This window comes from Burkholderia sp. BCC0506, assembly GCF_902833145.1.
GTDB lineage: Bacteria > Pseudomonadota > Gammaproteobacteria > Burkholderiales > Burkholderiaceae > Burkholderia.
In genome coordinates, this window is the sequence record NZ_CADFEN010000008.1 from 199,812 (window position 1) to 214,332 (window position 14,521).

Annotated in this window: 15 protein-coding genes; 8 read left to right on the plus strand and 7 right to left on the minus strand. The window is 69.7% G+C overall.

The window, feature by feature from the left end; all coding sequences use genetic code 11:
* Positions 1-237 precede the first annotated feature (237 nt).
* Both HWX62_RS20030 and HWX62_RS20035 read left to right on the plus strand, forming a co-directional pair.
* A complete protein-coding gene (locus tag HWX62_RS20030) occupies positions 238-1,308 on the plus strand; it encodes an MBL fold metallo-hydrolase (protein ID WP_175931188.1) in 1,071 nt (356 codons plus the stop codon).
* Between the two features lie 124 nt (positions 1,309-1,432).
* Complete coding sequence (locus HWX62_RS20035; protein WP_175931189.1) at positions 1,433-2,092, plus strand: glutathione S-transferase family protein; 660 nt, start codon at positions 1,433-1,435, stop codon at positions 2,090-2,092.
* A 102-nt stretch (positions 2,093-2,194) separates the two neighbouring features.
* Here the strand turns inward: HWX62_RS20035 and HWX62_RS20040 are convergent, their stop codons facing one another.
* Both HWX62_RS20040 and HWX62_RS20045 read right to left on the minus strand, forming a co-directional pair.
* Positions 2,195-2,887, minus strand: a complete 693-nt coding sequence (locus tag HWX62_RS20040) for a phosphatase PAP2 family protein (RefSeq protein WP_175931190.1) — start codon at positions 2,885-2,887, stop codon at positions 2,195-2,197.
* Between the two features lie 427 nt (positions 2,888-3,314).
* Positions 3,315-4,553: an MFS transporter gene (locus HWX62_RS20045; protein ID WP_175931191.1), complete on the minus strand. Its 1,239-nt coding sequence runs from the start codon at positions 4,551-4,553 to the stop codon at positions 3,315-3,317.
* Positions 4,554-4,654: 101 nt separating this feature from the next.
* Here HWX62_RS20045 and HWX62_RS20050 point away from each other — a divergent pair, with 101 nt between their 5' ends.
* Positions 4,655-5,638, plus strand: a complete 984-nt coding sequence (locus HWX62_RS20050; RefSeq protein WP_175931192.1) for a LysR family transcriptional regulator — start codon at positions 4,655-4,657, stop codon at positions 5,636-5,638.
* A 29-nt stretch (positions 5,639-5,667) separates the two neighbouring features.
* On the opposite strand, the gene HWX62_RS20055 is transcribed toward HWX62_RS20050, so the two are convergent.
* A complete protein-coding gene (locus HWX62_RS20055) occupies positions 5,668-6,306 on the minus strand; it encodes a 2-hydroxychromene-2-carboxylate isomerase (RefSeq protein ID WP_175931193.1) in 639 nt (212 codons plus the stop codon).
* Between the two features lie 145 nt (positions 6,307-6,451).
* Positions 6,452-7,270, minus strand: a complete 819-nt coding sequence (locus HWX62_RS20060) for an IclR family transcriptional regulator (protein ID WP_175931194.1) — start codon at positions 7,268-7,270, stop codon at positions 6,452-6,454.
* A gap of 171 nt (positions 7,271-7,441) precedes the next feature.
* Here HWX62_RS20060 and HWX62_RS20065 point away from each other — a divergent pair, with 171 nt between their 5' ends.
* The 4 genes from HWX62_RS20065 to HWX62_RS20080 all read left to right on the plus strand — a co-directional run bounded on the left by HWX62_RS20065 (position 7,442) and on the right by HWX62_RS20080 (position 12,221).
* The gene (locus HWX62_RS20065) at positions 7,442-8,428 is read left to right on the plus strand and encodes a hydroxymethylglutaryl-CoA lyase (protein ID WP_175931195.1); all 987 of its coding nucleotides are present in this window, start codon (positions 7,442-7,444) and stop codon (positions 8,426-8,428) included.
* A complete protein-coding gene (locus HWX62_RS20070; protein WP_175931196.1) occupies positions 8,425-9,717 on the plus strand; it encodes a CaiB/BaiF CoA-transferase family protein in 1,293 nt (430 codons plus the stop codon). Before HWX62_RS20065 ends, HWX62_RS20070 begins: the two co-directional genes overlap by 4 nt.
* Before the next feature lie 82 nt (positions 9,718-9,799).
* Positions 9,800-11,104, plus strand: coding sequence for an MFS transporter (locus HWX62_RS20075; RefSeq protein WP_175931197.1), 1,305 nt, complete (start codon positions 9,800-9,802; stop codon positions 11,102-11,104).
* A 1-nt stretch (position 11,105) separates the two neighbouring features.
* Complete coding sequence (locus HWX62_RS20080; protein ID WP_175931198.1) at positions 11,106-12,221, plus strand: amidohydrolase family protein; 1,116 nt, start codon at positions 11,106-11,108, stop codon at positions 12,219-12,221.
* Positions 12,222-12,236: 15 nt separating this feature from the next.
* Here the strand turns inward: HWX62_RS20080 and HWX62_RS20085 are convergent, their stop codons facing one another.
* From HWX62_RS20085 to HWX62_RS20095, 3 genes are all read right to left on the minus strand, one after another.
* The gene (locus HWX62_RS20085) at positions 12,237-12,713 is read right to left on the minus strand and encodes an SRPBCC family protein (RefSeq protein WP_175931199.1); all 477 of its coding nucleotides are present in this window, start codon (positions 12,711-12,713) and stop codon (positions 12,237-12,239) included.
* Positions 12,714-12,832: 119 nt separating this feature from the next.
* Positions 12,833-13,318: an SRPBCC family protein gene (locus tag HWX62_RS20090; protein ID WP_175931200.1), complete on the minus strand. Its 486-nt coding sequence runs from the start codon at positions 13,316-13,318 to the stop codon at positions 12,833-12,835.
* On the minus strand, positions 13,290-13,655 hold the full coding sequence (locus HWX62_RS20095; RefSeq protein WP_175931226.1) for a metalloregulator ArsR/SmtB family transcription factor: 366 nt from the start codon (positions 13,653-13,655) through the stop codon (positions 13,290-13,292). The genes HWX62_RS20090 and HWX62_RS20095 overlap by 29 nt, the downstream gene beginning before the upstream one ends.
* 203 nt (positions 13,656-13,858) lie before the next feature.
* Here HWX62_RS20095 and HWX62_RS20100 point away from each other — a divergent pair, with 203 nt between their 5' ends.
* Positions 13,859-14,389: a GNAT family N-acetyltransferase gene (locus HWX62_RS20100; protein WP_175931201.1), complete on the plus strand. Its 531-nt coding sequence runs from the start codon at positions 13,859-13,861 to the stop codon at positions 14,387-14,389.
* Positions 14,390-14,521: the final 132 nt, after the last annotated feature.

Below are 14,521 nucleotides of genomic sequence, written 5' to 3' on the forward strand. Positions count from 1 at the left end.
CGCGGCGGATCGTCCCGCCGTGGGATTCGTCGTCGGAATCGGTTGCCGCGAATGGGCGGCGCGGCGGCGCGGGCGTTTTGATCTACGCTGTATGCATGCGCGAAACGCGGCGGCGCGATGCCGCCCGAGCGGCGGCGATGTCGTCATGCCGATGCCGATGCCGGTGCCCGACGACCACAGACGGCACACGAGCCCGGCTACACTCCACTGAAGAACAAGCGACGGAGCAACCGAGCCATGATCTTCCGGCAACTTTTCGATCCGCAATCGTCGACGTACACGTATCTGCTCGCCGATAGCACATCGCGCGAAGCGCTGCTGATCGATCCCGTGTTCGAGCAGGTGCGCCGCGACGCGGCGCTGCTCGACGAACTCGGGCTGCGGCTCGTCGCGACCGTCGACACGCACGTGCATGCCGATCACGTGACGGGCGCGTGGCTGCTGAAGCAGCGCACGGGCAGCGCGATCGCGATCTCGGCCGCGAGCGGCGCGCAGGGCGCCGACCGTTACCTGAACGACGGCGAGCGCTGCGCATTCGGCTCGCGCTACCTCAGCGTGCGCGCGACGCCCGGCCACACGAGCGGCTGCATCAGCCTCGTGCTCGACGACGAATCGATGGCGTTCACCGGCGATTGCCTGCTGATCCGCGGCACCGGCCGCACCGACTTCCAGCAGGGCGACCCGCGCGCGCTGTACCGCGCGGTGCACGGGCGGCTGTTCACGCTGCCGGCCGCGTGCCTGCTGTATCCGGCCCACGACTACCGCGGGCTCACGGTGACGAGCGTCGGCGAGGAGCGGCGCTTCAACCCGCGCCTCGGCGGCGATCTCAGCGAAGACGATTTCGCGGGTTACATGCGCAACCTCGGCCTCGCGCATCCACGCCAGATCGACGTCGCGGTGCCGGCGAACCTGCAGTGCGGTGTCGCGGCGAACGCGCCCGATGCGCAGGCGGCCCCCGACTGGGCGCCGCTCGTCTATACGTTCGCCGGCTTCTGGGAAATCGATCCGCAATGGCTCGAGGATCATCTGCCGGCCGTGCAGGTCGTCGACGTGCGCGAGCCGGACGAATTCACCGGGCCGCTCGGCCATCTGCCCGGCGCGACGCCGATCCCGCTCGGCGAACTGGCCGCGCGCATCGGCGAGATCGCGCACGACCGGCCGGTCGTGACCGTGTGCCGGGCCGGCGGGCGCTCCGCGCAGGCGACCGTGATCCTGAAGAAGGCCGGCTTCGACGCGGTCGCGAATCTCGGCGGCGGGATGCTGCGCTGGCGCGCCGAAGGGCGCGTCGTGATGGATGGCCGGTCGTAGCGGCCAGCGCAGGCTCGAAAAAAATTCCGGACCGATGTCGAAACGGCCGGGCGCCGTTCGTCGTCCAGGTATCCGATCATGTGGCGCCGCATGACGCGGCGCCGAAAACCCGGGAGCCCCCACGATGATGCCGATGCTGTACGCCCATCCTTTTTCGTCTTACTGCCAGAAGGTGCTGACCGCGCTGTACGAGAACGGCACGCCGTTCGAGTATCGCGTGCTCGCGCACGACGATCCGAAGCCGATGCAGGAACTGGCCGCGCTGTGGCCGCTGAAGCGCTTCCCCGTGCTGGTCGATGCGGGCCGCACGGTGATCGAGGCGTCGATCATCATCGAGTATCTCGGCCTGACCCGTCCGGGCCCCGTGCGCCTGCTGCCCGACGATCCGCGCGCCGCGCTCGAGGTGCGGACGATGGACCGTTTCTTCGACAACTACGTGGCGACGCCGCAGCAGAAGGTCGTGTTCGACGCGCTGCGGCCGGAAGCCGAGCGCGATGCGCGCGGGGTGGCCGATGCGCGCGCGATGCTGGAAACGTCGTATGCGTGGCTGGACAAGACGATGGCCGATCGCGAATGGGCGGCCGGCGACCGGTTCAGCCTCGCCGATTGCGGCGCGGCGCCGTTCCTGTTCTACGCGGACTGGACGCACCGGATCGATCCGGCGTTCGCGAACGTGATCGCGTACCGCAAGCGTCTGCTCGCGCGGCCCTCGTTTGCGCGCGCGGTCGACGAGGCGCGGCCGTATCGCTCGTTCTTTCCGCTCGGCGCGCCCGATCGCGACTGACGGACGCGGCCGTCGCTCCGCGCGCCGCCGCCGCGCATGGCCGGCACCGCGCGCCGGGGCGACGGAACGACAGCAGCAGCGGCAGCATCGCGCGGGTGCCCGTCACATCGTGCGCGTGGCCGACTGCGCGAGCGTCAGCAGTTCGTCGAACTGCGTGATCAACTCGAAGCACAGCAGGAACGCGAGCGTATAGGCCGGCGCGGGAAAGCGCCGGATCATCTCCAGCACCTGCGGCGCGAAGCGCGAGCGGATCGCGTCGCGCGTCAGCACCCACGCGATCGCGATGCCGATCGCGGCGCCCGCGATCAGGTCGGTCGGATAGTGAAAGCCGAGATACGCGCGCGGCAGGCAGATGAACACGACCGAATACAGCAACGCGACGATGCCGACGCGGCGCGCGATGATGAAGATGCCGGTCGCGATCGCCATCCACAGCATCGCGTGATCGCTCGGAAACGAACTCCATGTCTGCAGCGTCGCCGCGCGCAGTCCGGCCGACGGAAAGTGCAGGTGCAGCTCGGGGTTGTAGATCGGCCGCACGCGGAACGGCAGCACCTGCGCCAGCACGCGGCCGACGGCGAGCGCGACGAGCCCGCTCGCGACGGTGGCGATGACGCGCTCGCGTTGCTGCTCGCGATGGGGGCCCGGCTGGAACCATAGCCAGCAGAGCACGGGAATGAGCACGAAGCCCTTGAACGTGTAGAGGCCCGCGATCACGCGGATCGCGTGATTCATCAACGGGCCGAACGTCACGTGGGTGAGGAAGATCTGGATCGTCGTGTCGAAATCGTTCATGTCCTGTGCGACCCGGGCGGACGCGCAGCGCATGACAGGCGGCCGGCTGGATCGGAAAGCGCGCTCGCGCGGAGCGCAACGGGGGGCAAGTATGTCACCCGTTATTTCGAAGAAAATGCAAAAAAATACCGGGATTCCCCTGATAAGCCGCAGCTGTGTGGTGGGGCCGGATGGCAGGGCGCCGTGCGGTGCGGCAGGGCCGAATCGTCCGACGTTTGCGTGCGGCCGTACACGGATGCCGGAAAAAATATTTTGGTGAACTGGATAATTCGGCAGGGCGGTGCGGACCTTGCGCCGGATGAACGATTGCCGTGCCGGAACGGCGCGAATCTGCCGGGCGACGCAGCGCCATGCGTGCCGATCAAAAAAATAAAAAAAGCGGGCAGACCTCGTGGGCCTGCCCGCCAGCGTTGCGCGATGCCGGACTTCAGTGGCGCCACACCCGTACGACGAGCGCGGCCAGCGACGTCGCGACGGCCAGCGCGGTCACCGCATTCCAGCCTAGTTGCGCGAGCAACAAACTGCCCGCCGCGGCGCCGGCCGCCATCCCGATGAACATGCCGACGAACAGCACGGCGTTGAGGCGGCTGCGCGACGCGGGATCGATCCGGTAGACGATCGCCTGGTGCGCGATCAGCGTGGCCTGCACGCCGAGATCGAAGCCGATCGTCGCAACCGCGAGCAGCACGAGCTGCGCATGCGGCGACATCAGCGGCGCGGCGGCCATCGACGCGAACGATACCGCGGCGATGCCGATCCCGATGCGCGTGACGCGCTCCGGGCCGTGATGATCGGCCAGACGCCCGGCAATCGGCGCGGCCAGCGCGCCGGCGGCGCCCGCGAGGCCGAACGCGCCGGCGGCCGCGCTGCCGAGATGGAACGGCGCGCCGTGCAGCATCACCGCGAGCGTCGACCAGAACGCGCTGAAACCGACGGCCAGCAGCCCCTGCGCGAGCGCGGCGCGGCGCAGGGCCGAATGCGCGCGCCACAGCGCGCCGAGCGAGCCGATCAGCGCGCGGTACGGCAGCCGCGTGGTCGGCTCGAAGCGCGGCAACCCGCGTGCGGCCACGGCGCCGATCGCGGCGACGCTCACTGCCGCAAGCGCGAACATCGCGCGCCAGCCGGCCGTCTCGGCGATGAATCCGGCCACGACGCGCGACAGCAGGATGCCGAGCAGCAATCCCGTCATCACCGTGCCGACGATGCGGCCGCGATGTGTGTCGTGGGCGAGCGTCGCGGCGGCCGGCACGACGTCCTGCGCCATCGTCGCGGCGAGGCCGATCGCGAAGCTCGCGGCGAGCAGCAGCCCGAGCGACGGCGCGATCGACGCGAGCAGCAGCGCGACGACCAGCGCGGCGGCCTTGGTCACGATCACGCGGCGCCGGTCGAAGCGGTCGCCGAGCGGCGCGAGCAGCAGGATGCCGAGCGCGTAGCCGAGCTGCGTGAGCGTCGGCACGAAGCCGATCGCCCGCGCCGACGCGCCGAGATCGGGGGCGAGCGCGCCGAGCATTGGCTGCGCGTAGTAGAGCGGCGCGACGCCGAGGCCGGCGGCGGCCGCGAGCAGCAGCACGAGCCGGCGGTCGGGCATCGAATGAACGGCCGCGGCCGGACGGGCCGGAGCATGCGCCGCGCGGGGCGCGGCATCGAGACGGGTCGGGGTGGACATCGCGTACATCCTCGGTTGAAGAATGGGATGGACGCGAGTGTGGCGGCACACGGCCGGCAACGGTAGTGCCGCCTCGCGCAGATTTGTTATACGCTCCACGAATGACCGAAAAATCTTCTCTCTCTCCCGCTGCTGGCGGGTCTCGACGTATTCAGACGGTTCCGGTGGACGGCGCGGGCTATCGTTTCGAGCTGATGGAAACCTTCGTGCGCATAGTCGAGGCCGGCAGCCTGTCGGCGGCGGCCGTGCAGTTGCATACGACGCAGCCGACGGTCAGCCGGCGTCTGCAGGCGCTGGAAAGTTCGCTCGGCATGCGGTTGCTGCAACGCACGACCCACACGATGCGGCTCACCGTCGACGGCGAGCGGTGCTTCAAGCGGGCGAAGGAGCTGCTGGCGAGCTGGGCGGCGTTCGAGGCCGATTTGCGCGGCGCGCAGGAGGAGCCGGACGGGCTGCTGCGCGTCGCGGTGCCGCACGCGTTCGGCCAGCAGCGTTTCGTCGCGCCGCTCGCGCAGTTCCTGCGCGACTATCCGCGCGTGTCGGTCGAGTGGCTGCTGCAGGACGAGGTGCGCGATTTCGTCGGCAGCGGCATCGATTGCGCGATCCAGGTGGGCGAGCCGACCGATCCCGGCGTGGTAGCGATCCGGCTGACGAAGGTGCCGCGCTTCGTGGTCGCCGCGCCGTCGGTGCTGAACGGCGCCGACGTGCCGGCCGATCCGGACGCGCTTGCCGCGCTGCCGTGGCTCGCGCTGCGCACGTACTACCGCACCGAGCTCGCGTTGACGCATGCGGCCACCGGCGACACGCGGCGCATCGCGATCCGCCCGCGCATCACGACCGCGAACCTGTACGCGCTGCGCAGCGCGGCGCTGCTGGGCGTCGGCGCCTGTGTCGGATCGTCGTGGATGCTGGCCGACGATCTCGCGCGCGGCGATCTCGTGCACCTCGCGCCGGCGTGGCAGGCCGCGCCGCTGCCCGTCTACCTGACTTATCCGCATGCGCAGTTCTATCCGTCGCGGCTCGTGCGGTTTGCCGCGATGATGCGCGAGGCCGTGCCGGCGCTCGTCGAAGGGCGCGACGGCTAAAGCGGGCGGCGCCGGGCGGCGAGTCGCCGTCAGCCGCGCCGGATGCCTTCGGGCAGCGCGCTGATGCGGCGCACTTCGGGCGAGTCGAGCCATGCGCGCGACGTCGCGCAGTCGACGAACATGTCGGTCGCGTCCTCGCCCCAGAACAGGTCGCCGTCGAGCACGAAAGTCGGCACGCCGAACACGCCGTCGGCGATCGCGCGATCCGTGTTCGCGCGCAGCGCGTCCTTGACCGGCTGGGCGTCGACGGCCGTCACGCCCTCCGGAAAGCCGACGGCTTCGCACAGCGCGGCGAAGCCTTCCGGCGTCGATACGTCGTGACCGTCGCGCCAGATATGCCGGAAGATCCGCTGGATCGCGTCGAGTGAGCCGCCCATCGCGATCGCGAGGCGCAGCGGCTTGATCGGGTTGAACGGGTGCGCGGGCGGCATCCGGAATGCAATGCCGAGCTTGTCCGCGCGGTATTGCGCATGCCGATAGGTGAACACGCGCTTGGCCGCGATCTCCGCCGGCGCTTTCTGGCCCCAGTGCGTGAGCAGCGCGCCGAGCACGATCGGCCGCGGCTCGAACGCGGCGGCGGGCGGCAACCGGTCGAACCGTTCCTGTTGCAGGTAGGCGAACGGCGAAACGAAATCGAAATACCAGGTGGCGGTGCGCGCGGCGTTCATCGCGGGTGTCTCCTCGTGCGGGTCCGGTTGGCGGTTGCACGCGCGTGGCGTCGCCTGCGAACGGCGCGCTGCGTGCATCGGCGGCCAGTGTCGCATGCGGCGGCCTTTCGCGGGGCCGTGTCGCCTGCCGGGTGCAACCGGCGCCCTACGACCGGGCGGTGTCGTCCGGTGACGACGCGAGCCGCGCGAGACTGTCGCGCACGGCGGCCGCGTCGTAGCGCGCGCCCGCGCCGCCGAGTGCGACGGTCGCCTTCTGCGCGAGCGACAGCAGCAGCGCGAGCGCCGCCGTCATCGCCGGCGCGGCGGCGAGCCGCGATTTCGGGCCCGACACCGTCAACGCACCGACGCATTCGCCGGCCGCGCCGAACACGGGCACGGACGCCGATGCCGTCTCCGGGTCGCGCTCGCCGTACGACGCGGCCCACAGCTGTTCGCGCACGTCGTTCCAGCGCGCGTCCTGCGTGTCGGTGAAGGCCAGCAGCACCTTCCCCGATGCGCCCTGTCCGACCGGAAACTCCTCGCCGACGCGGATCGACACGCGTACCGCCCGCGCGGGCTCGACGCGATAGAGCACGGCGCGCACGTCGCCCTGGCGCACGTAGAACGATGCCGTTTCCCCGAGTTCGCGGCTCAGCGTCTCGAGGAGCGGCTCGACCACCGGCCCGACGCGGAACGAACGCTGGTACAGCGCGGCGAGCCGCAACGGTTCGTACCCGATCGCGTACTGGCCGTCGTCGAGCTTGCGGATGAATCCGCCATGCTCGAGCGCGGCGAGCAGGCGCAGGATCGTGCTCTTGTACAACCCGGTGCGGCGCGACAATTCGGCGAGCGACAGCCGGTCGTCGGTCTGGCCGAACGCGCGGAGGATCGCGAACGCGCGGTCGAGCACGGCGACGCCGCTGGACGCTTCTTCGATCGCCGGAGCGGGTGCGTCGCCGGCCTGATTTGCTGGATTCCTGGGCACTGCCTGCTTCCTTCAGATGACGGTGGTCGACTATATCGTTCTATCTGACAGAACTCAAGTTCCAAAAAAACGCAATTTCACGGGTATACCCCGCTTATCGCCCGTTCGATACGTGCCTAAAGTTCTATCAAACAGAACTATGTTCTTTCAGATAGAACGATGGAGTGTCGAATGAAGGTTTCCGAACATCCGAAAGTGCTGGTCAGCGAGGTCGGGCCGCGCGACGGGCTGCAGAGCATCAAGGCCGTGATGCCGACGGCCGGCAAGCTGCGCTGGATCACCGCGCTGGCCGCGGCCGGCCTGCGCGAGATCGAGGTCGGGTCGTTCGTGCCGGCCAGGCTGCTGCCGCAGATGGCCGACGTGCGTGACGTCGTGACGCACGCGCTCGCGATTCCGGGGCTGCACGTCGCCGCGCTCGCGCCGAACCTGCGCGGCGCCGAAGGTGCATTCGAGGCGGGCGTGCACAAGCTGACGCTGCCTGTGTCGGTCACGGAAGCGCATTCGCTGGCGAACATTCGCAAGACGCCCGCGCAGATGATCGACGAGGTGCGCGCGATCGTCGCGCTGCGCGACGCGCGGTTTCCGTCGGTGCAGATCGAGGCGGGCGTGTCGGTGGCGTTCGGTTGCACGATTGCAGGCGCGGTCAGCGATGACGAGACGATCGCGATGGCGGTGACGATGGCCGAATGCGGCGTCGACGAGATCGGCCTGTCCGATACCAGCGGCTACGCGAACCCCGCCCAGGTGCGCCGGTTGTTCACGCGCCTGCAGCGCGAAGTGGGCGACAAGGCCGGCGGCGCGCATTTCCACAACACGCGCGGGCAGGGGCTCGCGAACGTCGTCGCGGCGCTCGACGCGGGCGTGACGACGATCGACGCGAGCCAGGGCGGCCTCGGCGGCTGCCCGTATGCGCCGGGCGCGACCGGCAACGTCGTGACCGAGGATCTCGTGTTCCTGCTCGAAGCGATGGGATACGACACGGGCGTCGACGTCGACGCGTTGCTTGCCGCGCGCGCGATCCTGCATGCGGCGCTGCCGTCCGAGGCGCTGTACGGCCACGTGCCCGATGCGGGCTTGCCGAAGGGTTTCCGCTATGCGGACGGGCGTGCCCCGTCGGCCGCGCAACCGGAAGGATGCGTGGCGGGAGTCGCGCAATGAACGATCGCCAACCGGCCTGCCCGCTGCCGTATGCGGGCGTGCGCGTGATCGAGATGACGCACATGGTGATGGGCCCGACGTGCGGCATGCTGCTCGCGGATCTCGGCGCGGAAGTGATCAAGATCGAGCCGATCGCGGGCGACAGCACGCGGGCGCTGCGCGGCTCCGGCGCGGGGTTCTTCGGGATGTTCAACCGCAACAAGAAGAGCCTCGCGGTCGACGTGAAGGACCCGCGCGGGCTGGAAATCGTGCTGCGGCTCGTCGCGACGGCGGACGTCTTCAGCGAGAACTTCAAGAGCGGCACGATGGACCGGCTCGGCCTCGGCTACCCGGCGCTGGAATCGCTGAATCCGCGCCTCGTGTACGTGTCGCACAAGGGTTTCCTGCCGGGGCCGTACGAGCATCGCACTGCGCTCGACGAGGTCGTGCAGATGATGGGCGGCCTGGCGTACATGACGGGCCCCGAAGGGCGGCCGCTGCGTGCGGGCGCGAGCGTGAACGACATCATGGGCGGCATGTTCGGCGCGATCGGCGCGATGGCCGCGCTCGCGCAGCGCGAGCGCACGGGGCGCGGCCAGCAGGTGCAGAGCGCGCTGTTCGAGAACAACGTGTTCCTCGTCGCGCAGCACATGATGCAGTTCGCGGTGACGGGGCAGGCCGCGTCGCCGATGCCGAGCCGGATTTCCGCGTGGGCCGTGTACGACGTGTTCTCCGTCAAGGACGACGAACAGATCTTCCTCGCGGTCGTGTCGGACACGCAGTGGATGCTCTTCTGCGACGCGTTCGGCTTGACCGCGCTGAAGGAGGACGCACGCCTCGCGACCAACAACCTGCGTGTCCAGGCGCGCGAATGGCTGCTGCCCGAGCTGCGTGCGCGGCTTGCGCCGTACTCGGCGGCAGAGATCGGCGCGATCTTCGAATCGACCGGCCTGCCGTACGCACCGATCACGAAGCCGCAGGACCTGTTCGACGATCCGCATCTGCTCGCCACCGGCGGCCTCGAAGCCGTGACGCTGCCGGCCGACGCGAGCAGCGCCGGGCGGCCGGTCGACACGCGCACCGCGCTGCTGCCGCTGACGCTCGCCGGCGAGCGCCTGCGGCTGCGCTCGGCACCGCCCGCGCTCGGCCAGGACACGTGCGCGCTGCTCGGCGAACTCGGCTACACGCCGGACGATGCGCGTGCGCTGATCGATGCCGGCGTCGTGGCGGGCCGGTACGGCGCGGACGCCGCGGCGCACGGCGACGGGCCGGGCGGCGCGCCGTCGGCGAACGAAGTGGCGAGCGCGTAGCGCAACCGCGATTCATCGAACGAACGAAGGCATCCCGGCCGCGCACCGCGCGGGGAGGATCGCCGCATCCACGGAGACAACCATGACATCCGCTTCCCCGGCGCTCGCCGCCGATCGCGAGACCGACGCGTCGATCGAGCAGCGGGCCGTGCGCAAGGCCGCGTGGCGCTTCATTCCGCTGCTCGCGCTCGCGTATTTCTTCAACTATCTGGATCGCACGAGCGTCGGATTCGCGGCGCTCACGATGAACCGCGATCTCGGGCTGACCGCGACGCAGTTCGGCTGGGGCGCGGGGATCATGTTCGCCGGCTATTGCATGTTCGAAGTGCCGAGCAATCTCGCGCTGTACCGCTTCGGCGCGCGCCGCTGGCTGGCCCGCATCATGATCACGTGGGGGCTGATGGCGGCCGCGACCGCGCTCGCGACCGGGCCGACGAGTTTCTACGCGATCCGGCTGCTGCTCGGCATCGGGGAAGCCGGATTCTTTCCGGGCGTGATCTTCTTCCTCGCCGTGTGGTTTCCCGCGAGCTACCGCACGCGCGTGCTGGCGTGGTTCACCGTGTCGACGCCGCTGTCGTCGCTGATCGGCGGCCCGCTGTCGACGTGGCTGCTGCAGCTCGACGGCGCGCTCGGGCTCGCCGGCTGGAAGTGGATGTTCATCGTCGAAGGGCTGCCGGCGTGCGCGCTCGGTTTCCTCGTGCTGAAGCTGTTGTCCGATTCGCCGGAACAGGCGACGTGGCTGTCGGCCGACGAGCGTGCCGCGCTGCAACGCGCGTTCGAGCGCGAGGGCGCCGCCGGTCGCAAGAAGCGCTTCGGCGTCGCGCTGCGCGACGTACGCGTGTACGTGCTTGCGCTGATCTCGTTCGGCTTCACGATGGGCTCGTACGGGATCGGCATCTGGTTGCCGCAGATGCTCAAGGCGCACGGGATGTCGACGATGCAGACCGGCTGGCTGTCCGCGGTGCCGTACTTCTTCGCAACGGTCGCGCTGCTGTGGTGGGCGAAGCGGGTGGACCGGCGCGGCCGCCCGGTCGCGAACCTGGCGATCGGCTTGTTCATCGGCGCCGTGGCGCTCGGCGTGTCGACGCATTTCCTGACGCTCGGGCCGGCGCTCGTCGGCATCACGCTGGCGCTGATCGGCACGATTGCCGGCCGCACGATCTTCTACACGCTGCCGTCGCGCTTCCTGTCCGGCCAGGCCGCGGCCGGCGGGCTGGCGCTGATCAATTCGATCGGCGCGCTCGGCGGATTCGCGGGCCCCTATCTCGTCGGTTACCTGAAGGACAGCTTCGGCACCTTCACCGCCGGGATGCTCGGCCTCGCGATCGTCCTGGCGATCACGACACTGCTCACGCTGTCGCTGTACGCGTTCGAACGGAGCGAATGACATGACCATTTCGATCAAACGGCGCCGGTTGATCGGGGCGGCCGCCGCATCGCTCGCGCTGCCCGCGTTCGCCGACACGCCGGCCCACGATGGAGTTTCCCGCATGACGCAAAGCAACTACCTCCCGGTCCGCCCCGACTGGCTCGCGTCGGCGCTCGAGCCCGCGCTCGAACCCGACCTGCCGATCGTCGACGCGCATCATCACTTCTACGAGCGACCGGGCTGGATCTACATGCTCGACGACTATCTGCAGGATGCGCGCTCGGGTCACAACATCCAGGCGTCCGTCTACATGCAGGCGCAGACGCGCTATCGCGATTCAGGCCCGGTCGAACTGAAGCCGGTGGGCGAGACCGCCTATGTCGCGGGCGTGACCGAGCCCTTGCAGCATGGCCCCGTGGCCGTCGCGAAAGGCATCGTCGGCCATGCCGACCTGCGGCTCGGCGAACGTGTGCGCGACGTGCTGGAAGCGCATCTCGAAGCCGGGCGCGGGCGGTTTCGCGGCATTCGGCACCTGAGCACGTGGGATGCCGATTCGACGCTCGCCAATCCGCTGTCGGCGGTGCCGCGCGGGCTGCTGCTCGATCCCGCGTACCGGGCCGGTGTCGCGCAGCTTGCGCCGCTCGGGCTGTCGTACGACGCGTGGCTGTTCTTTCCGCAGTTATCCGAATTGTTCGATCTCGCGAAGGCGAACCCCGACACGCGGATCATCGTCAACCACTGCGGCGGCGTCGTGCGGATTGCCAGCTACGCGGACAAGCGGGAGGAGGTGTTCGCGCGCTGGTCGGCGTCGATGCGCACGCTCGCGCAATTGCCGAACGTGTACGTGAAGGTCGGCGGCCTCGGGATGCGCATCAACGGCTTCGATTTCGAGAAAGGCGCGAAGCCGCCGTCTTCGGCGCAACTCGCCGACGCGTGGAAGCCCTGGATGATGACCTGCATCGACGCATTCGGGCCCGGGCGCTGCATGTTCGAGAGCAATTTCCCGGTCGACAAGGGGTCGTATTCGTTCGTGAACGGCTGGAACGCGTTCAAGCGGCTGACCGCGCAGGCCAGCGCGGACGAGCGCGACGCGCTGTTCCGCGGCACGGCCACGCGGGTGTACCGGCTCGGTTGACGCGCTTGCGCGGCGTCATCCGGCTTCCACCAGCGCCGCGAGCTTCGCCAGCGCCATCTGCCAGCCGGTCTCGTTGTCGGCGGCCGGCACGCCGGGCGGGACGCCGTCGTGCACGGCATCCACGCGCGTGCCGCCCGCTTCGTCGGACAGCGTGATCGTGATCGTCATCGCGCCGCGCAGCATCGGGTCGTCGGTTTCGAATACATCGATCTCGACGATCCGCTCGTCCGGCACCAGCGTGACGAAGCGGCCGTGATAGGTGTCGGTGCGCGTGGTGGTCTTGCCCGCGCCGGCCGACGGCGCGTCGTAGCTCAGCGACACGCGCAGCGCGCCGCCTTCGCGCGCATCGTACGCATGCACGCGGCAGGTCATGCCGTCGGGCACTTTCCATTGCTCGACCGCGTGCGGGTCGAGCAGCGCGCGGTAGACGCGCCCGCGCGGGGCGTTCAGGTGCCGGCTGACCCGGGTCGAATGCGTGTGCGTGTGCAACATGTCGCCTCCCGCGAAGCGCGCGCGACGGTGCACGCCGGCGCCCGGCGTGTCGTCATGCTTCCTTCAGGAATCCTAGACGCGGCCGCGGCGGCATGCAATGACCGCACGCGAGGGGGCGTTCAGCCCAGGGTGGCGGCGAAGGCGTCGAGCTGCGTGATGCAGGTGTTCCAGCCCTCGAAAAAGCCGAGCGCCTCGTGGCGCTCGCGCGTCGCCGCGTCGGGATGCATCACGCGCGCCTCGTAGCGGCTGCCCGCGTCGTCGTCGGCCATCGTGACGATCGCCGTGAAGCCCAGCCACGGCGTCTGCGGCCGCCAGCCGCCCGCGAGCATCGACGTGAACGCGATGCGCGATTCCGGCACGATTTCGAGGAAGCAGCCGGGGTTGTCGCTCGTGCCGCCGTCGGGGCCGCGCATGAACGTATGGAAAGCGCCGCCCGGCCGCAGGTCGAACGCGCGCACCTCGGTGGTCCACGGCTTCGGGCACCACCATTCCTTCAGCAGTTCGGGGTCGGTCCAGGCGCGCCACAGTGCCCGGCGCGGGGCGCGCAACGTGCGCGTGATGACGAGATCGTGGGCTTCAGCGGGGTCGACGTGGCTGGCTGACATCTTGCTCCTCCTGGTGACGGCGTTCGACGAATTCGACGAGACGATCGGATCGCGCTTCCCACTGCGCGCGCTGGGCGGCGAGCCAGGCCTCGGCTTCGGTCAGCCGGCCGCCGACCAGCGCGCAGGTGCGCGAGCGGCCGGTTTTCCGGGTCTCCACGAGGCCGCTGCGCTCGAGCACGGCGACGTGCTTCATGAACGACGGCAGCGCCATGTCGAACGGCGCGGCCAGCGCGGAGACGGTCCGCTCGCCCTGGCCGAGCGCGCTGACGATCGCGCAGCGCGTCGGATCGGCCAGGGCATGGAACACGTCGCTGATGCGAGGGTGAAGGTTATCCATTTGGCTAAGTGTAGGCGATGTTGCAACCGCTGCAGCAAAAATTTTCGTCACGTACGATAGTGGGGCGGTAACGCACGCCGACCGGGCGCCGCGTTACCGGCGCCTGCCGCCGCCGAGCGAGCCTCGACGCGCGGCCGGCGTGCGTTCCGATTCCGGCCCATGCCGAACCCGTGCGTGCGGCCTACCTGACTACCGGAGAAGGCATGACCGAACCTGTTACCGTCCGCCGCGTCGGCGCGAGCGAGGCGAGCGCCTGTGTCGATGCGCTGGCCGACGTGCTGATCGATTGCGTCGAAGGCGGTGCGTCCGTCAGCTTCATGCTGCCGATCGAGCGGTCGACCGCCGTCGCGTTCTGGACGCGCGTGGCCGAAGGCGTGGCGAACGACGAGCGCATCCTGCTCGTCGCCGAGGATACGTCCGGCCGGATCGTCGGCACCGTGCAGGTCGTGACCGCGCAGCCCGAGAACCAGCCGCATCGCGCGGACATCGCGAAAATGCTCGTGTCGCGGTGCGCGCGCCGCCAGGGCATCGCCGCGCGGCTGATGGCGGCGGCCGAAGCGGCCGCGCGCGACGCCGGCAAGACCGTGCTCGTGCTCGACACGGTCACGGGCGGCGACGCCGAGCGGCTGTACGAGCGGGCCGGCTGGCAGCGCGTCGGCATCGTGCCGAACTATGCGCTGATGCCCGACGGCGCGCTGTGCGCGACGACGTATTTCCACAAGCAGCTCGCGTAACGGCAATCGCCATGATGCGCGGCATCGTTCCGGGCGTGTCGGGAGCCGCATCTCGCCCGGCAGCCAACCGTCAGGAATAGCAGGACCGGCGGCCGCTCCGGTCCGATATATTCGCGTTCTCGCAGCAGGACG